Annotated in this window: 18 protein-coding genes; 12 read left to right on the top strand and 6 right to left on the bottom strand. The window is 48.9% G+C overall.

Translation table 11 applies throughout. From position 1 onward, the window contains the following. The first annotated feature begins 6 nt into the window (after positions 1–6). From B2Q61_RS08470 to B2Q61_RS08460, 3 genes are read left to right on the top strand one after another with little or no spacing between them, the layout of a single operon-like run. Positions 7–783, top strand: coding sequence for an SDR family NAD(P)-dependent oxidoreductase (locus B2Q61_RS08470; RefSeq protein WP_290618747.1), 777 nt, complete (start codon positions 7–9; stop codon positions 781–783). Between the two features lie 24 nt (positions 784–807). Further along, a complete protein-coding gene (locus B2Q61_RS08465; protein ID WP_290618749.1) occupies positions 808–1,476 on the top strand; it encodes a penicillin-insensitive murein endopeptidase in 669 nt (222 codons plus the stop codon). A 49-nt stretch (positions 1,477–1,525) separates the two neighbouring features. Continuing rightward, on the top strand, positions 1,526–1,984 hold the full coding sequence (locus B2Q61_RS08460) for a nuclear transport factor 2 family protein (protein WP_290618751.1): 459 nt from the start codon (positions 1,526–1,528) through the stop codon (positions 1,982–1,984). A gap of 357 nt (positions 1,985–2,341) precedes the next feature. On the opposite strand, the gene pnuC is transcribed toward B2Q61_RS08460, so the two are convergent. The 6 genes from pnuC to B2Q61_RS08430 form a co-directional block, all read right to left on the bottom strand. Next, positions 2,342–2,932 carry a nicotinamide riboside transporter PnuC gene (pnuC, locus tag B2Q61_RS08455; RefSeq protein ID WP_290618753.1) on the bottom strand — a complete coding sequence of 197 codons (591 nt, stop codon included), beginning with the start codon at positions 2,930–2,932 and terminating at the stop codon, positions 2,342–2,344. Between the two features lie 54 nt (positions 2,933–2,986). Then, positions 2,987–4,444: an NAD-dependent succinate-semialdehyde dehydrogenase gene (locus tag B2Q61_RS08450; RefSeq protein WP_290618755.1), complete on the bottom strand. Its 1,458-nt coding sequence runs from the start codon at positions 4,442–4,444 to the stop codon at positions 2,987–2,989. Between the two features lie 175 nt (positions 4,445–4,619). Beyond that, on the bottom strand, positions 4,620–6,047 hold the full coding sequence (nhaD, locus tag B2Q61_RS08445) for a sodium:proton antiporter NhaD (protein ID WP_414631468.1): 1,428 nt from the start codon (positions 6,045–6,047) through the stop codon (positions 4,620–4,622). Between the two features lie 145 nt (positions 6,048–6,192). Beyond that, positions 6,193–7,047: a universal stress protein gene (locus B2Q61_RS08440; protein WP_290618757.1), complete on the bottom strand. Its 855-nt coding sequence runs from the start codon at positions 7,045–7,047 to the stop codon at positions 6,193–6,195. 64 nt (positions 7,048–7,111) lie between these two features. Next, positions 7,112–8,596 (bottom strand): SulP family inorganic anion transporter, encoded by a 1,485-nt coding sequence (locus B2Q61_RS08435; protein WP_290618759.1) that lies wholly within the window; start codon positions 8,594–8,596, stop codon positions 7,112–7,114. 311 nt (positions 8,597–8,907) lie between these two features. Next, the gene (locus B2Q61_RS08430; protein WP_290618761.1) at positions 8,908–9,396 is read right to left on the bottom strand and encodes a zinc ribbon-containing protein; all 489 of its coding nucleotides are present in this window, start codon (positions 9,394–9,396) and stop codon (positions 8,908–8,910) included. 133 nt (positions 9,397–9,529) lie between these two features. On the opposite strand from B2Q61_RS08430, the gene leuS reads away from it, so the two are divergent. The 9 genes from leuS to B2Q61_RS08385 all read left to right on the top strand — a co-directional run bounded on the left by leuS (position 9,530) and on the right by B2Q61_RS08385 (position 18,930). Then, positions 9,530–12,118, top strand: coding sequence for a leucine--tRNA ligase (gene leuS, locus B2Q61_RS08425; RefSeq protein WP_290618763.1), 2,589 nt, complete (start codon positions 9,530–9,532; stop codon positions 12,116–12,118). 1 nt (position 12,119) lies between these two features. Further along, positions 12,120–12,593 (top strand): LPS assembly lipoprotein LptE, encoded by a 474-nt coding sequence (lptE, locus tag B2Q61_RS08420; RefSeq protein WP_290618765.1) that lies wholly within the window; start codon positions 12,120–12,122, stop codon positions 12,591–12,593. Beyond that, positions 12,593–13,636 (top strand): DNA polymerase III subunit delta, encoded by a 1,044-nt coding sequence (gene holA, locus B2Q61_RS08415; protein ID WP_290618767.1) that lies wholly within the window; start codon positions 12,593–12,595, stop codon positions 13,634–13,636. Before lptE ends, holA begins: the two co-directional genes overlap by 1 nt. Next, on the top strand, positions 13,629–14,282 hold the full coding sequence (gene nadD, locus B2Q61_RS08410) for a nicotinate-nucleotide adenylyltransferase (protein WP_290618769.1): 654 nt from the start codon (positions 13,629–13,631) through the stop codon (positions 14,280–14,282). Before holA ends, nadD begins: the two co-directional genes overlap by 8 nt. 63 nt (positions 14,283–14,345) lie before the next feature. Next, positions 14,346–14,666 carry a ribosome silencing factor gene (rsfS, locus tag B2Q61_RS08405; protein ID WP_290618771.1) on the top strand — a complete coding sequence of 107 codons (321 nt, stop codon included), beginning with the start codon at positions 14,346–14,348 and terminating at the stop codon, positions 14,664–14,666. A 6-nt stretch (positions 14,667–14,672) separates the two neighbouring features. Continuing rightward, complete coding sequence (rlmH, locus tag B2Q61_RS08400) at positions 14,673–15,143, top strand: 23S rRNA (pseudouridine(1915)-N(3))-methyltransferase RlmH (RefSeq protein ID WP_290618773.1); 471 nt, start codon at positions 14,673–14,675, stop codon at positions 15,141–15,143. A gap of 2 nt (positions 15,144–15,145) precedes the next feature. Then, complete coding sequence (gene mrdA / locus B2Q61_RS08395) at positions 15,146–17,014, top strand: penicillin-binding protein 2 (RefSeq protein WP_290618775.1); 1,869 nt, start codon at positions 15,146–15,148, stop codon at positions 17,012–17,014. Beyond that, entirely contained in the window at positions 17,007–18,128 is a 1,122-nt protein-coding gene (gene rodA / locus B2Q61_RS08390) for a rod shape-determining protein RodA (protein WP_290618777.1), read from the top strand. Before mrdA ends, rodA begins: the two co-directional genes overlap by 8 nt. Next, positions 18,121–18,930 (top strand): septal ring lytic transglycosylase RlpA family protein, encoded by an 810-nt coding sequence (locus B2Q61_RS08385; RefSeq protein WP_290618779.1) that lies wholly within the window; start codon positions 18,121–18,123, stop codon positions 18,928–18,930. The genes rodA and B2Q61_RS08385 overlap by 8 nt, the downstream gene beginning before the upstream one ends. The last annotated feature ends 35 nt before the right edge of the window (positions 18,931–18,965 follow it).

The following is an 18,965-nucleotide window of genomic DNA, read 5'->3' as shown; positions in this document are numbered from 1 at the left end:
GCAATAATGTTAAATAATTTATTGGTTACTGGCGCTACTTCAGCTTTGGCTTGTTCACTGATAGAGAGCATATCATTGAAAAAAGGATACAAGGTTTTAGCCGTTTCTCGTGGAAAGAGAAAGCTCCCAGAGTTAGATGGTTTCAAAGACTTCCAATATATTTCAGGAATTGATCTCACTGATAAATCAGATTTATTAAAACTTGAAAGGCATGTTTCGGAGTTTTTTAATGACGGCTTTAATGTTGTTCATTTTGCAGGGGATTTTTGGAGGCACAAACCTCTCGTTTGTACTGATTTCGAAGAAATTACTAGTATGATAAATAGCCATTTCGTTTCCCTTTGTGGAGTAGCTAAAGCAGTTACACCTTCGATGATGAAATTCAAGTCTGGGCGGTTGGTTGCTTTTAGCTGTAATTCAGTAGGGTTTAACTACCCAGATATGTCTCCTTTTACTTCTTCCAAGGCCGCTGTAGAGGCATTTATTAAGTGCTATGCAAATGAAAAGGCTCCATATGGGATATCGGCTACAGCTATTGCTCTTCCTACTATGAAAACTGCGGAAATTCTCGAAGAGAAGCCTGGCGGCGATCATCAAAATTATATTGAGCCAAGTGAGCTATCGAAGTTCATATTGGAGAATGTTTTAGCACAACCAAGGATTGCCACAGGCAATATCGTTAGGTTAATCAATCATAGCCCTACCTTTTACGGACAGGGTTATTTTGAACGAAATCCTAGAAACGAAATGCATAACAAAACATTGCAGCAGGCAAGCAGCTGAATGCAGCGTTAGCGGTACGAATAAATGAAGTATCTATTTCTAATATTGGTCGTCGTGGCATTCTCGGTAACGGCACAAGAGAGTACTTGCTATGGCACTACTTCAGATGGAAGGTTAGCAAATGGCGTTAAGCTCTCTTATGCAGGTCCCAATTTCGTTGGGTATAGCACCGTCGCCAGGTTAGCAGGACGAACTTATGTTCACTCCCAGGTAGACAAAATCATAGTCGCAGCCTATAAAGATCTCGAAACAAGTCAGCCCGGAAAAGTTTTTAAATATGCAGAAACTGGCTATAAAGAAGGCGGACGGTTTAAGCCTCATAAAACTCATAGAAATGGGCTGTCGGTCGACTTCATGGTCCCGGTGATTGATGAAACCGGACAATCGGTTCATTTGCCAACCAGTCCATTGAACAAATTCGGCTATAACATTGAGTTCAGCAGCAATGGCGAGTACAAGAACTACACCATAGACTATGAGGCGATGGCAGCACACATAATTGCGCTTCATCGCGCGGCAAAGCGGCAAGGTCATGACCTATGGCGTGTAATATTTGATTCTGAGTTACAGCCTAATTTGCTCAAATCGAAGTATGGTGAGTACTTGGCTCAGAATATACAGTTTTCCAAAAAGCGTTCCTGGGTTAGGCATGATGAGCATTACCACGTGGATTTTGAAATACCTTGCAACTAAGCAGAGACGCGTCCTTTGGGCTGGCGGATCATCCAACTTGGAGTTACTTATGAGAAGTCTGGTTTTAATATTTATCATTTTATTTGCTAGACAAGTTGCAGCAGATGAACTTGATCTTAAAAAATTCGCTCAAATTTATTTTGATACCATGGTTGCAACTCAAGCGCCAGGCGCAACAAAGAGCGATTTAGAAAATTACTTTGCTTTACTCACTGATGACGTAGGACACTCACATTTACCGTGGGTAACTGATGATTCCAGATCACCCGATGGCAAAGAAGCCATGCGTAAAGGAATGTCTTTTTATTTGGGGGCGCATACTGAATATAGTGCTGAGCTGCTTGATGTATTTACTTTTAATAACTCAGCTATCGCTATTCGGTACAGCAACAGCGCAAAAGGTATTCACCCTGAGAGTAAGCAACCTATTGCTTATAATCAGGTAATGATGGAAGTTTTGGAAATTGAAAATGGCAAAGTTGCGGTAATTCGTAAATATCACGAGTAAAGTTCACATAACACAAATTAATCCTCCCGGAGTCAAAAAGTAACACCGCTTCTCTGGTCGCCCCAGCGGCAAGGCCCTTGCCCATCAGCACGACAAACTGTTTCATCTGTCATCATGGTTGCCAGGCAATAGCCTGCAACAACACTTCCGATGCCAAGTGTTAATAATTTGGGTAAAGGTTCTGGCAATACGTTGATTTCGCAGGGTAAGATACAGTCACCATTGGCATCCATAATACAAACATACAAAGAGCGGGCATGCAACTCAGTCGCGCAATAGTAAGGATGTTGTGCAGTTTAAAATTGCGTACCAATAGAAAGGACTCTGTTAGATGCTACCTAAGTGCTCAGGCCTTCGTTACTCTCGCACCAAGCGGGTAGTTGCGCGGCTTAACTTACGCCACAGATATAAACCATACCAGGCATTAAACCAGAAGCCGCAATAGACAATAGCGGTGACATACAACTCGCGGGAAATATACAGCGGGATGGCGATGGTATTGACCAGCAACCAGAACCACCAGGTTTCCAGTTTTCGGTTCATCAGCAAAAACTGAGCGATCAGGCTGAACATCAGAATGGCAGAGTCAACATAGGGTGCATAGCCATTGGTCAGGCTGTGCAACATAAAACCATGCGCAGCGGTAACAAACAGCGCCAGGCCGGTAAAGCGCAGTAATTTTTTCTGGCTGGTGGTGGTGACGTGCTTAATACCCCGTGCCCGGCCCCACTGATACCAACCGACCACATTGGTAATAATAAAAAACAGCATTAGCATGCTCTCGGCATACAGCTGCACCTGAAAAAACAACACTGCAAACAAGGCACAACCAATAATACCCAGCCACCAGGTGTGAATGCTGTTACGTGCAGCCAGAAACACCGCCAAAAGATAAAAGCCATTGGCGGCATATTCCAGATAATGAAGATTAATACTACTTAGCGTCATGTCAGCGCGCGCCATGACATTTACTAGCAATCCATTTTAGTGTTGGGCGGCAGCTCACTTATCTAAACCACCCAGGCACAGGTATTTAATGTCCATATAATCATCCAGGCCGTACTTAGACCCTTCGCGGCCATAGCCAGATTGCTTAACCCCGCCAAAGGGTGCAGTAGGGTTAGAGACCATGCCTTCATTGATGCCAACCATGCCATATTGTAATGCCTCGGCTACCCGCCAGATCCGGCCAATATCACGGCTGTAAAAATAGGCCGCTAAACCAAACTCGGTAGCATTAGCCAGTTGTATTGCTTGTGTTTCATCAGTAAAGCTTTGCAATGCAACCACCGGGCCAAATATCTCCTGCTGCGCAATATCCATCTGGTTAGTTACTTTGCTCAGCACTGTCGGCAAATAAAACAAGCTGTTATCAGATTGCCGCTTACCCCCGCACTTTAGCTGTGCCCCTTGCGCTACGGCAGTACTAATCAGTTCATCGACTTTGGTACAAGCCTCTGTGTTAATCAGCGGGCCTATGTCTACTTCGTCGTGCGTACCGTCGCCTATTTTTAGCTTACTGATGGCTTGCTGCAACTTTGCCGTAAACTCGTCCAGCACATTCTCTGCGACTAACACCCGGTTAGTGCAGACACAGGTTTGGCCGGCATTGCGAAACTTAGACGCCATCAGGCCATCAACTGCTGCATCCAGATCAGCGTCGGCGAATACGAGAAACGGGGCATTGCCACCCAGCTCCAGTGATACCCGCTTGACCGTGCCGGCACACTGTTTTGCCAGTTGCTTACCGATTTTGGTGGAACCGGTAAAACTAAACTTAGCAACTCTTGGATCTTCAGTGAGTACCTTACCAATCGCTTTTGCATCGGTACTGACCACCACATTAAATACCCCGGCCGGGATCCCGGCTCGTTCAGCCAGTTCCGCCATGGCAAGTGCCGATAAAGGAGTAAGTTGGGCAGGTTTAACCACAAAGGTACAGCCTGCGGCCAGCGCCGCGGCGGCTTTACGGGCGATCATCGCGTTCGGGAAATTCCAGGGGGTAATCGCCGCAACCACGCCTACCGGCTGTTTTATCACAATAATCCGTTGGTCACTGCTTTTAGCGGGAATAGTATCGCCGTACACTCGTTTGGCCTCTTCAGCAAACCATTCCAGATAAGATGCACCATACGCAATTTCGCCCTTGGCTTCTGCTAAGGGTTTACCTTGCTCCAGGGTTAACAGCAGGCCTAAATCGTCCTGATGCTCTAACATTAATTGCTGCCAGCGCATCAGTAACGTTGCGCGCCCGGCTGCAGGCCGTGCTGCCCAGTCAGCCAGAGCCGCATCGGCAGACGCCACCGCGTTCTCGGCGTCGGCAGCCGTGGCATCGGCTACTTTACCAATGACCTCACCATTGGCCGGGTTGGTAACAGTAAACTCGTTATCGGCCTTATGCCATTCACCTTGCCAGTAGGATGAAACTTTCAGCAAACCCTGATCGTGTAATTTGGTCATAACACCTCCTTATTCGAATAGCTGATACCTTAAACTTAACCAGCAGACACCTTAACAGCCACAGAGGTTCAGTCAGTCTGTGTATTACAGTGTAGCAGCTCTTAAGGTATTCAATATAAACAGGAAGGCTGACGCCTGATGCTACCGCAGCAGATCAGACGTCAGAAAGTGATAACTAGGTAAAGCTGGCCGCATTTAACCATAAATGCGTTGCGACGCTGGCAACGTAACCGAGCAAAATAACCGGGGCCCATTTCAGGTGCCCCATAAAGGTGTAGTAACCGCGGGCTTGTCCCATCAGTGCCACCCCGGCAGCAGAACCGATTGATAATAAACTACCGCCAACCCCGGCAGTCAGCGTTATTAACAGCCACTGGCCATGTGACATATCCGGCTGCATGGTCAATACCGCAAACATTACCGGAATATTGTCGATAACCGAGGACATTAAACCCAGCACCACGTTAGCAATCGTCGGGTTACCATTGGCGTATAAACTGGTCGATAACATTTCCAGATAACCGATATACCCTAACCCACCCACACACATCACTACGCCATAAAAAAACAGTAAGGTATCCCACTCGGCGCGGGCAATCCGGTTAAAGACATCAAAAGGAACTATCTGGCCCAGTGAGCGAATTCGCTCCTGATCGCCCTCCCGTTCTGCCATTGCCCGCTTACGCGCCAGCGAACCCGGTAAGGTTTTGCGCAGAAAATAGCCAAAAAACTGCAATAAGCCTAAACCGGTCATCATGCCAAGCACCGGCGGTAAATCCAGCCAGGAATGGTACAGCACGGCCAATGCAATCGTAGCCAGGAACAAGGTTAAAATTCGAAGGGCACCGCGCTTTAGTTCAACATCTTCCTGCAGTGCTGCCGGATAACGGCGCTCGACAAAAAAGCTCATAATAATTGCCGGTAGCAGGTAATTGACGACTGCCGGAATAAACAAGGTAAAAAACTCGTTAAAGGTGATAATACCGGCTTGCCATACCATCAGGGTGGTAATATCGCCAAACGGAATAAAAGCGCCGCCGGCATTAGCAGCGATAACGATATTGACGCAGGTAAGATTTATAAAGCGCTTGTCACCTTCGGCCACTTTCATCACCACCGCACACATCAACATGGCCGTGGTCATATTATTTGCAAAAGATGAAATCACAAACGCCAGCACACCACTGATCCAGAACAAGCTGCGATAGCTGAAACCTTTGCGGATTAACCAGGCACGCAAGGAATCAAACAAACGCCGCTCTTCCAGGGCATTGATATAGGTCATTGCCACCAGTAAGAATAACATCAGTTCGGCAAATTCAAGCAGAGTATGGCGAAACGCATCGGCGGTAACGCCGCTAAGATCGTCCTGCATATAACGCCAGGCGACCAGGGCCCAGATAATCCCGGCGGCAACCAGCACCGGTTTGGATTTACGCAGGTGGAGTTTTTCCTCTGCCATTACCAGCACATAGGCCAGTACAAACACGACCAGCGAAATAATACCCACCGGAGACAGGGTTAAATTAAGATCGCCGGTGACGGCAAGCGCCGCCGGAGAAAACACAGCACAAACTATCAGACACAGCAGCCACTGTCTCACACTTCTATCCTCAGTTACGTAACAGCATAAGATGTGGCAGACACCACACCACTTTTTGAATATTGATTTTTAAAAACGTTAAAGCACCAGGCATCACGTTGCGCATTCGAAAAAAAACCCGGGGATTAGCCGGGCATGTTGTCTGTCAGCGAAGGATCAGTAGGGAACACTTTGCCTTGCTAATCATAGCAGTAGTGGTACTGCCCACAATGAACTGACGAATACGGGAATGGCCGTAAGCGCCCATCACCATCAGGTCAATATGATGCTCTTGCTGGTATTGGTTTAATACCTCTTCTGGTTCGCCTCCCACTATAGCAACCCTGGTATCAAAACCGGCATTACGCAGAATTTGTGCTGCGGTTTCCATCTGCTGCTGCGCGGCCTCAATATTGGCGCCTGCCATCACCAGATGCACAGGTAACCCCTTACCCAACGGACTGGCAGCCAGCATCTCCAAACCTTTCAGCGCCGTGGCGCTGCCATCATAGGCCAGCATAATGCGTTGCGGTGCTTTGTAACTTTGCTGGGTTAACAGAATGGGTTTATGTACGCTGCGAATAACCCGCTCAACATGCAACCCCAGGTGACCATGGGCGTCGGCACTACTAAAGCCGCGCTTGCCCAATATCAGAAGCCGGGTTTCCTCTTCCAGTTCAACCAGGGTTTCGACCAGAGTGCCGTGGCGCAGCCGTTCATCAACAGCATCTACCCCGGCCTGCTCGGCCCGGCTTTTCGCTGCATCCAGCATCAGGCGGCCACGCTCCAGCGCCAGCTTGCCATGTTTTTCATCCAGTTCGGCTAACTGTTGTAACAATACCTCCTGCGAGCCAAGGCCAATACTGCCACTTAAATCCGGAGTATGGGTATGCTGTGCTTTGTCTAGCACATGAATAACGGCCATCGGCACCGACAAACGGTTAGCGGCCCAGACGGCATAATCACATACAGCTTCGGCATAAGGTGAGGCATCAATACACGCCATTACTTTTTTAGTCATTGTTTTTATCTCCTGTTGCCTGCAGCAATTTAGCCCGCACTAATGTTAATAACCTTACCTGAGATCAATGTCCCATCAACTTTTCTACTGCATCGGGTTGATTGTGCACCGCAAACTTATCGACCAGAGTGGCGCTGGCTTCATTCAGACCCGTTAATTCCACTTCAGTGCCTTCGCGGCGGAATTTCAACACCACTTTATCCAGAGAACTAATGGCGGTGATATCCCAGAAGTGCGCCCGGTTTAAATCAATTTTCACTTTCTCAACCGCTTCCTTAAAATCAAAGGCGCCAATAAACTGCTCTGCCGAGGTGAAAAATACCTGGCCGACAACCGTGTATTCACGTTGATGACCATTGGCCGACAGGGTAGAACCAATATACAAAATCTGGCCCACTTTATTGGCAAAGAACAGCGCACTTAATAACACCCCGACCAGTACACCATAAGCCAGATTGTGGGTCGCCACTACCACGATAACGGTCATGATCATCACTACTGACGAGCTTTTCGGGTTTTTGCGTAAGTCTTTAACGGAAGACCAGCTAAAGGTACCAATCGATACCATAATCATAATGGCGACCAGCGCAGCCATTGGGATCAGACCGACGTAATCACTGACAAAAACGATCAACATCAGTAAAAACACCCCGGCAAGCAAGGTCGATAAACGGGTGCGGCCGCCTGATTTGACATTGATAATCGACTGACCAATCATCGCACAACCGGCCATACCTCCAATTAAACCTGAGCCAATGTTGGCGACACCCTGGCCGACACATTCGCGGTTTTTATCGCTACTGGTGTCGGTTAAATCATCTACAATAGTGGCGGTCATTAGTGATTCTAGTAACCCCACCACTGCCAACGCTAAAGAATAAGGGAAGATGATTTGCAGGGTGGTAAAATTCAGCGGTACGTCTGGCCACAGAAAAATCGGCAGGCTGTCTGGCAACTCGCCCATATCGGCCACGGTGCGGATATCCATGCCAAAATATAAGGCCAATGCCGTAAGCACTATGATGCACACCAGCGGTGATGGCACTGCTTTAGTGATATAGGGAAATAAATAGATTATGGCTAACCCCAATGCCGTCATACCATATACGGTTGCCGTGCCATAGCTGCCACTTAATTCAGGTAGCTGAGCCATAAAAATCAGAATAGCCAGCGCATTGACAAAGCCGGTAACCACAGAGCGCGAGACAAAGCGCATTAAGTCGCCTAGCTTAAATAAGCCAAAAACAATCTGAATAACACCACACAATAGGGTTGCCGCCAGCAGATATTCCAGGCCTTGGTTTTTCACCAGGGTTATCATTAACAGCGCCATTGCGCCGGTAGCGGCTGAAATCATCGCCGGCCGGGCGCCAACGAAGGCGATGATCAAACAAATAGCAAAAGAAGCATACAAGCCGACTTTAGGGTCAACCCCGGCAATAATAGAGAACGCTATGGCTTCAGGAATTAGGGCAAGTGCTACCACAATAGCAGACAGAACGTCTCCTCTGATATTAGAGAACCAGTTCTGTTTCACGTTATTAATCATTTAGATGTCCAACAAATTATTTTACGACATTCAGCACAGACGCAATGTATAAACTGCGTTTAAAGTGATTTACCCAGGCAGCATCTTTCGCTATGCGCCCCGAACTTTATTTGCAATCTATTTGTGGTTCCGGGAGTTACAACAGCCTTACCTCATTGATTGTTTTTTATACAAGCCTGAAAAAACAGCGAGCATTATAAGGTTTCTAACGCGACAAAACCAGCTAAAACAACGTTTAGCTGGCTTGCAAGCCAATAAAATCTAGGTTTTAACAATTTTGCTCTGCTGCGGCTCTTCCTGCATGCTGTCGATTAAACCGGCAAACCTTCCCGGTAAAACTGCACTGCGCCACAATGGCTACAGGGTAGCAATTCACCAGGATGGGTGTAATCTATATGCTGATAACAGTTGCTGCAGCGATAGCGGCCCATCCCCACCATTTCGCCTTGGAAATACACGCCCTGATGTTTAAAGTCCTGAGCCAGTTCCTGCCATTCCAGCTGGGTTTTATCAGTGATACCGCTTAGTTCCTGCCATAATGCCTCTGGCCATAACGACGGCGCCTCCGAGGCTGACTCAGCATTTTTCACCTCACCTTGCTGTTGTTCATGCCACTGGCGTTTCAGCGTTTCAATAAACAGACGGGTTTCGTAAGCGCTGAGATCTTTACCCGCTTGCAGGTAATGTTTTAAGGTATCAATAAACTTAACCAGCTGATTATCGTAATTGTTCGGGTTTTGCTGCAAATTCTGGTTAAAGTCAGCTAACCATTTTTGATATTTCTTATTAAAATCACTCATATTGACTCCTTGCTGCTTTTTCCTAGTATAGACAACGCGCTTGCTTATTGTTGTCAAAACCGCGCTGCGGTATGCTATAGCCACTTTTCCCGGCATTGCCGGCCCTGCCAGAACTTATTCGTGGATGATGTAAATGCAACAACAATATGACCCGCAGCAAATTGAAACCGCTTTGCAACAACAATGGGAAGCAGATGACACCTTTAAAGTGACGGAAGATCCCAGCAAAGAAAAGTTTTATTGCCTGTCAATGTTCCCCTACCCCAGCGGGCGCTTACACATGGGTCATGTCCGTAATTACACTATTGGCGATGTGGTTAGCCGTTTTCAACGGATGCAGGGCAAAAACGTGATGCAACCGATGGGCTGGGATGCGTTTGGTTTGCCAGCTGAAAATGCGGCCATTAACCATAAAACCGCCCCTGCGAAGTGGACATACGAAAATATTGATTACATGAAAAATCAGCTGAAACGGCTCGGTTTTGGTTACGACTGGAGCCGGGAAGTGGCGACCTGCAAACCTGACTACTATCGCTGGGAGCAATGGTTTTTCACCAAGTTGTACGAGAAAGGCCTGGTTTATAAGAAAATGGCTACCGTTAACTGGGATCCGGTTGACCAGTGCGTGCTGGCAAACGAGCAGGTTATTGACGGTCGCGGCTGGCGTTCAGGTGCGGTGGTAGAGCAACGTGAACTGGCTCAGTGGTTTATTAAAATTACGGCGTATGCCGAAGAACTGCTGGCAGACTTAGAGCAGCTTACCGAATGGCCAGAGCAGGTTCGCACCATGCAGAAAAACTGGATTGGTCGTTCTGAAGGCGTCAATATCCGCTTTGATGTGGCGGCAGCCGAGACCAGCGAACTGGAAGTGTATACCACCCGCCCCGATACCCTGTACGGCGTAACCTATCTGGCAGTGGCTGCCCAGCACCCGTTGGCACGTCAAGCTGCCGCTACCAATCCGCAACTGGCCGCCTTTATCGAAGACTGCAAGGGCGGCAAGCTGGCCGAAGCAGAATTGGCCACTATGGAGAAAAAAGGCTGTGCCACCGGCATATTTGCTATTCACCCGCTAACTGGCGAACAGTTGCCGGTCTGGGTGGCCAATTTTGTGCTAATGGATTATGGCTCAGGTGCGGTGATGGCAGTGCCAGGCCATGATCAGCGTGATTATGAATTCGCCTCAAAATATGGCCTGAAGATTAAACAGGTTGTGGCGGCCAGCAGCGGCGAAGGCGCCGACTTAACTCAGGCAGCCTACACCGAGAAAGGCACCCTGATTAATTCGGCTGAATTTGACGGCCTGGATTTTGCTGCGGCCTTTAAGGCTATTGCTGACAGGCTGGCCAGCCTGAACAAGGGCGAAGTTAAAGTAAATTACCGGTTGCGGGACTGGGGCGTATCGCGTCAGCGCTACTGGGGTACTCCCATCCCGATGCTCAACCTGGCTGATGGCTCGGTTGTGCCGGTGCCAGAAGATCAATTACCCGTACGGTTGCCCGAAGATGTGGTCATGGACGGTGTCACCTCGCCGATTAAAGCGGATCCCCAATGGGCAAAAACCGAATATAACGGCGCGCCCGCTTTTCATGAAACCGATACCTTTGACACCTTTATGGAATCAAGCTGGTACTATGCCCGCTACTGCAGCCCGGATCACGATAAAGCGATGCTGGATCCGGCAAAAGCCAATTACTGGCTGCCGGTAGACCAATATATTGGCGGGATTGAGCACGCTATTTTACACCTGTTATACGCCCGGTTTTTCCACAAGTTGCTGCGTGATGTTGGCCTGGTGCAATGTGACGAACCGTTTAAGCGCTTATTATGTCAGGGCATGGTGCTGGCAGAGACGTTTTACCGCGAAACTGAAAACGGTGGCAAGCAGTGGTTATCACCACAGGATGTCAGTGTTGAGCGCGACGATAAAGGCCGGATAACCCAGGCTATTTTGCAAAGCGATGGTCAGAGCGTGCTGTCGGCAGGCATGAGCAAAATGTCTAAATCGAAAAATAATGGTATTGATCCGCAGCAGGTCATTAACCAGTATGGCGCCGATACCGTGCGCCTGTTTATGATGTTTACCGCCCCGCCAGAGCAAACCCTGGAATGGTCTGATTCTGCTGTAGAAGGCGCGCACCGTTTTATTAAGCGGGTTTATACTCTGGTAAATGACGTAAAAGCCGCTGGCGCACCAGGTGTGCTGGACATCAGCGCGCTGAACGGCGAGCAAAAAGCCTTGCGTCGTGAATTACACAAAACCATCTTTAAAGTCAGTGATGACATTGGCCGGCGTTACACCTTTAATACGGCAATAGCCGCCATTATGGAACTCAGTAATAAACTGCAACGGGCCCCTCTGGAAACCTTACAGGATAAAGCAGTGATGCACGAAGCTGTGCTGGCGTTGCTGCAATTGTTAAATCCGATAACGCCGCATGTTGCCCAGTATTTATGGGCTCAGATGGGCCAGAACCAGGGTATAGAACAAACGCCATGGCCACGGGTTGACGAGCAGGCCATGATAGAAGATGAAAAGCTGGTGGTGGTGCAGATAAACGGTAAAGTAAGGGCTAAAGTTACCGTACAGGCCGCGGCCGTGCAGCAACAGGTGCTTGATATTGCGATGCAGGAAGAGAATGTTCAGCGTTTTCTGGAAGGTGTTACTGTGCGCAAGGTCATCTACGTACCAGGCAAACTGCTGAATCTGGTGGTTGGCTGATATGGCCAGAGCTGCGATCGTCATTGCGCTGGCTTTTATGCTCAGTAGCTGCGGTTTTCATTTACGTGGCAATTTACCACTGAGTCAGTTTCCGGCTATTTATGTGCAAAGTGAAGCACATTCGCAACTGGCTGAGCTGTTAAATCAACGATTGCGTCAGAACAGCGTGCAGTTACTGGACAGTATGCAAGCTGACGCCCCAACCATTCAACTGGTAAGTGATACCCTGGAGCGGCGAACGTTATCGCTGTTCCCGAGCGGTCAGGTCGCGGAATATGAGCTGATTTACAAGGTGAGCTACTATTTGATTATGCCCGGCAGCGAGGCGGCGTTTAATCAATTTGAACTGTATCGGGATTATCAGGACGATCCGAATCAAGCCCTGGCCAAAGCGCGTGAACTGGATTTATTACTTAGCGAACTACGGCAGCAGGCTGCAAATCGAATTATCCGGCAGCTGGCCCGGTTAGACTGATGCAAAAGTTGTATGCTAACCAGCTGACCTCCCAGCTTTCGCAAGGGTTAGCGGCATGTTATCTGATATTTGGCGAGGAACCGTTACAAAAGCTCGAAGCCATTGATGCCCTGCGCCAGGCAGCCAAAGAACAAGGCTTTGACGAGCGACTGAGTTTTACCCTGGATAGCCAGTTTGACTGGGCGCAATTGCATAATGAACTAGGCGCCATGTCGCTATTTTCAGCGAAAAGGCTGATTGAACTGGAACTTTCTCAGAAACTCACGCCTGCCGCCAGCGACCAGCTAAAACAGTTGGCGCATTCGTTGTCGGCGGATATTGTTCTGGTATTACATGGCCAGCGCGGGTTTGGCGAGGTAAGCAAACTGGCGTGGTTTAAGCAATTACAACAGGTTGGAGTACAAGTTGCGATTTATCCGCTGGACGACCGCCAGGCCAGACAATGGCTGCAGCAGCGTGCCAGAACCCTTAGTTTGCAATTGACAGCAGATGCATTCAGTCTGTTGCAACACCACAGTGCCGGCAATCTGCTGGCGGCACGCCAGGAACTGGAAAAGCTGGCATTAACCCATCCCAACCGAATGGTTGATGCCGATGCGCTGGCAGATTTTTTAGCTGACCACTCCACCTTTACCGTATTTCAACTGGGCGATGCGATTCTTGCCGGCGAGGGCCAACAGGCAATGCACCGGCTATATCGCTTACTGCAGCAAGATATAGAGCCCGCTATTATTATCTGGCAGTTGCAAAAAGACCTGCAACAACTGCAGCAATTGCAACACCATCAGCAACAAGGTATTGCCCCAGCCCAGAGTTTTAAACAACTGGCTATCTGGCCGAAACGCCAGCCGTTATATCAACAGGCATTGCAACGGTTGTCGTTAAATTATCTGGATTACTTATTGCAAGAATTGGCTGCATTTGACCGCTTGTATAAGGGCGGTCAGCTGGCTGATATTACCACCGCGCTGAGCCACCTGGTGTGTTTGTTTATCAAACCCGTGCCCCGGACTTACAGCTTGCAACAGCATCATAATGAGTAGCAGCAACCCCAGCTCCCGGCCGTTAATCGGTGTTTTTGGCGGTACCTTTGACCCGGTACACCAGGGACATCTGGCCTGCGCCCGCTATGTACTGGAGCACTGCGCGCTGGACCAACTGCAGTTTATGCCATGTCATATGCCACCCCACCGCGCCAGTCCGGGAGTGAGCGCGCAACAGCGTGCGACAATGGTGGAACTGGCAATAGCAGATGAGCCTGCAATGCTGTTGCAACCGCTGGAGCTAAACCGCGATAGTGCCTCCTATACCGCCGACAGTCTGTCACTACTGAAACAAAGCATGCCGGCAAGTACCCTGGCGTTTGTGATAGGCATGGACTCGCTTTGCTATTTCACCAGCTGGTATCACTGGCAGCGTATTCTTGAGCTGAGTCATCTGATCGTGTGCCAGCGCCCGGGGTACAGTCGTATGGACGGTGACGCACCTGCGTTGCTAAAGCAATATGCTGCCGCACCGTCTGCTTTACGACAGTATACTCATGGCAAAATAATCGAACTGAATAATCCCAATTTCAGCCCCAGTGCCACCGCTATCCGCGAAGCGCTTGCCCAAAACCAGCAAAATATCAGCGAACTTGCGCCATCAGTACTGAACTATATACAGCAACATCGACTCTATCAGAGCTAAGCGCTATAACCGCGGAAAAACTGTGGTAAAATAGCCGCTTTTAGTCAGTATTGAGGAAAATAGGTGCAAACGAACGAACTGGTCGCCTTTGTCACAGACAAAATTGATGATATGAAAGGTCGCGATATCATAACCCTGGATGTCCGGGGTAAATCTAGCGTAACTGAATTTATGGTGGTGTGCTCAGGCACTTCTACCCGCCACGCTAAATCTGTTGCCGGATATTTAGCCGCAGAATGCAAAAAGGTCGGTGTTCAGCCATTAGGAATTGAAGGTGAAAGTAGCGGTGAATGGGTATTACTCGATTTAGATTCGGTAGTGGTTCACGTTATGCTGGATGAAACACGCAACTTTTATCAGTTGGAAAAACTCTGGAGTGCCTGATCCGGTATGAAGCTTAGTCTGATCGCTGTTGGCACCAAAATGCCTGATTGGGTGCAAACCGGCTTTAATGAGTATGCCCGACGCTTTAACCGCGACATGCCGCTGGAGCTGATTGAGATTGCCGCTGGTAAACGCGGTAAAAATGCGGATATCAAGCGGATCCTTGAACTGGAGGGTGAGAAAATGCTGGCCGCTGTGAGCAAAGGCAGCCGTATTATTACCCTTGAGGTAACAGGAGACAACTGGAGCAGCCCACAACTGGCACAGCGACTGGAGCTATGGCAGCAGGATGGCCGCGACGTTGCGTTGCTGGTTGGCGGACCGGAAGGGCTGGCGCCGGCATGTATTGCAGCCAGTGAAGCAAAATGGTCATTGTCAGCGCTTACCCTGCCCCACCCTATGGTACGGGTGGTGTTGGCGGAGGCTTTGTATCGGGCCTGGAGCATCAGTACCAATCACCCTTATCATCGCGAGTAGTTATGCTGAAGAAACGCGTTGCTATGCAGGATATCGCCGCCGAAACCCGTCTGTTCAACAGTAGAGCGGTGGTGGCAATACTAGTAGTATGCTTATTGTTCACGACTATTTTAATTAATATGTACAATTTGCAGGTACGCTCGTATCAGGATTATCAAATCCGTTCCGAGGGCAACCGCATTAAAGTATTACCGCTGGCGCCCAATCGTGGCCTGATAAGCGACCGCAATGGAATTCTGCTGGCCGAGAACAAACCGGTGTTTTCGCTCGAACTGGTGCCGGAACAAATCGACGACATTCAAACTACCCTGGATAGTCTGGCAGAGTTAATTGAAATTTCTGATCAACAGCAACAGGAGTTTCTGCAACAAGTCAGGCACCAGCGGCGCTTTAACTCTATTGCGTTAAAAGAACGTCTGGATGAACAGGAAGTGGCGGTGATCTCTGTCAATCTGCATCGCTTTCCCGGGGTGACGGTAGAGGCGAGATTAAGCCGACATTATCCTTTCGGTGACTTATTTACCCATGCGCTGGGTTACATTGGCAAGATTAATACCGATGACTTACGCCGTCTGGATGAGCAGGGACAGTTGGCAAACTATGCGGCGAGTCGTGAAATTGGCAAGCTCGGGCTGGAACGCTATTATGAAACCGAATTGCATGGCACCATGGGTTTTCAGGAAGTAGAAGTAAATAACCGCGGCCGGGTGATCCGGGTTTTACGTTCAGTAGCCGCCAGTTCCGGAAAGAATATCAAACTCAGCCTGGATGTCGGCTTACAACTCACTGCCCAGCAAACACTTAGTCAACACCGCGGAGCTATTGTGGCAATGGACCCGCGGGATGGCGCCGTACTCGCCTTTTACTCCAACCCAAGTTATGACCCTAATCTGTTTGTCCACGGCATTAGCAGCACCAACTATAACGCCTTACTGCATTCACCGGACCGGCCTCTGATAAACCGCGCGACCCAGGGCATTTACCCCCCTGCATCGACCATTAAACCCTTAATGGCACTACTGGGGCTTGAAACAAACACGGTACAACCGGATACCCGGGTTTGGGATCCGGGCTATTTTACCTTACCCAATAGTGACCACCGCTTTCGAGACTGGAAACGAGGTGGTCATGGCTGGGTTGATGTCTACAGTGCTGTAGCGCAAAGCTGCGATATTTACTTTTATGATCTGGGGATTAAACTCGGTATTGACCGTATTTCAGACTATATGCGTCAATTTGGTTTTGGTGAACGCACCGGCATCGACATTCATGAAGAGGCCAGTGCCAATATGCCATCCAGGGGCTGGAAGCGGGCGCGCTATAATCAACCATGGTATCCCGGCGATACTGTACCGCTTAGCATCGGTCAGAGTTTCTGGACCGCCACACCGCTTCAGCTGGCGTTATCGACTGCTGTGCTGGTTAACAAAGGTTTGCTTCCCACCCCGCATATGGCCGCTGAGCTAAGTTCAGAAAACAGCAGTGAATTAGTCGACCCTGGCCTCAGACCCAGTGTTAATGTCGTTGATGAAGATAACTGGCGGGTAATTACCGATACCATGGTGCAAACCGTGGCAACATTAAAAGGTACGGCGCATCCCGCTTTTAAAACAGCTGATTTCAGTTCAGGTGGTAAAACCGGTACTGCACAGGTGGTCGCAATAGCTCAGGATGCCAAATACGATGCTAAATCACTTGATGAACGACACCGGGATAATGCCATGTATATTGGTTATGCGCCTGCCGAAAACCCAACAGTAGTATTTGCGGTTGCCGTTGAAAACACCGGAGGTGGCAGCAGTGTCGCCGCGCCCATAGGCCGCCAATTGCTGGACTATTATTTTTCTGCCGGAGTTAATGCCAATGAATAACAGCATGGTTCATCCGGCGCAGCGCAGCGGCAGGCTGGCAGCGTTTCACATTGACCTGCCGTTGCTACTCGGGTTGTTAACCTTGCTTGGCTTTGGCCTGGTTATATTATTCAGCGCCACGGGCCAGAGCGAAGCCATGATGAAAGCGCAGATCATTCGGCTGGGGGTTGCCCTGGCCGTTATGGTGGGTATTGCGCAAGTCAGCCCGCAAACTATCCGGCGCTGGGCGATTGCGCTTTTCGGTGTCGGGTTGTTAATGCTGGTGGCAGTATTGCTATTTGGCTATGTTGGCAAAGGAGCACAACGTTGGCTTGATTTAGGTTTTATGAAATTTCAGCCCTCAGAAATTATGAAGTTAGCAGTGCCTATGGCGGTGGCCTGGTTTATCGCTGCTGACAATTTACCACCCCGTATCTGGCGCCTGGTTGTTGGTTTTATCATGTGTGCTGTACCAACCCTGTTAATCGCCAAACAACCCGATTTAGGTACGTCGCTGTTAATCGCGATGTCAGGCGTGTTTGTGTTATTTCTGGCTGGGATGAGCTGGCGTTTGATCAGCGTTATTGGCGTGCTGGTTTCTGCTTTTGCGCCCGTGATGTGGTTCTTTTTAATGCATGATTATCAACGGCAACGGGTATTAACGTTTCTTAATCCGGAGACAGATCCCTTAGGCTCGGGTTATCATATCATTCAGTCTAAAATTGCTATCGGCTCGGGTGGTGTGGATGGCAAAGGCTGGTTACAGGGAACGCAATCACAACTGGAGTTTTTGCCAGAGCGCCATACCGACTTTATTTTTGCGGTATTGAGTGAAGAATTTGGCTTGATCGGCGTGATTCTGTTGCTGGCTATTTATTTTTTTATCATCGCAAGGGGCCTGATAATTGCCAGCCAGGCGCAAGATAATTTCAGTAAACTGGTCGCTGGCAGTTTTACCCTGACCTTTTTTGTTTATGTTTTTGTTAATATTGGCATGGTTTCGGGGTTATTACCGGTGGTTGGCGTGCCGCTGCCCCTGGTCAGTTATGGTGGTACCTCTATGGTAACCTTAATGGCCGCCTTCGGTGTTTTAATGTCGGTCAGTACGCATAAGCGGATGTTGGCAAATGTTTAAATTCTATTGGGTTACGATGATGGCGGGGATACTGACGCTGGCCGGTTGCAGTAGTCAACCAGAGTATACCTCTCCAAATGCCGGCCGCTATCAGCAACAACAGGACAGCACACCGGCACGATTACCTACGCTGCTGGAGACTACCGACCCGGCGCCTGTTGCTGAACCATTAAGCCGCGGTGGTAACCGGCCGTATCAGGTATTCGGCCAGCATTACTCACCTATAGCTGATATTACCGTATTTCAGGAAACCGGCATTGCGTCATGGTACGGCAGCAAGTTTCACGGTCATCTTACCTCTAATGGCGAAACTTATAATATGTTTGCCATGACCGCAGCACACAAAACCCTGCCGCTGCCTTCTTATGTTAAAGTAACCAATCTGGACAATGGTCAAAGTGCTATTGTCAGGGTGAATGACCGCGGGCCCTTTCACCGGGATCGGATAATCGATTTGTCCTACTCTGCGGCCAGTAAAATTGGCATGTTAAAGCAAGGTACAGCCAGAGTTCAGCTTGAGCTTATAAAATCTCCCGCCATGCTGGCGCAGGATTTAGCCAGTGCGAATCAACCCTGTTATATCCAGATATTTGCCAGTACCGACAATGTAAAACTAAATCAGTTAAGTGCACAAGTGCAACAGAAATTGGCGGTTCCTACCCAAATTCAGGCTGGCGATGGAATTTTCCGGCTGCTGGTGGGTCCGAGTAAAGATAACCGGCAAGCGCGGAGCTGGCTGGCAAAATTAAAAGCCGACCAGTACCCGGGAGCCTACTTTTTTGACAGCACCGTATGCAGTTAGCCAGCATGTGCAGTTAAATATATTTTGTAATTTTA

This window comes from Arsukibacterium sp. UBA5043 (assembly GCA_002415085.1).
GTDB lineage: Bacteria > Pseudomonadota > Gammaproteobacteria > Enterobacterales > Alteromonadaceae > Alishewanella.
The sequence above is the reverse complement of the archived record's forward strand: the minus strand, read 5'-3'. Positions and strand labels throughout refer to the sequence as shown.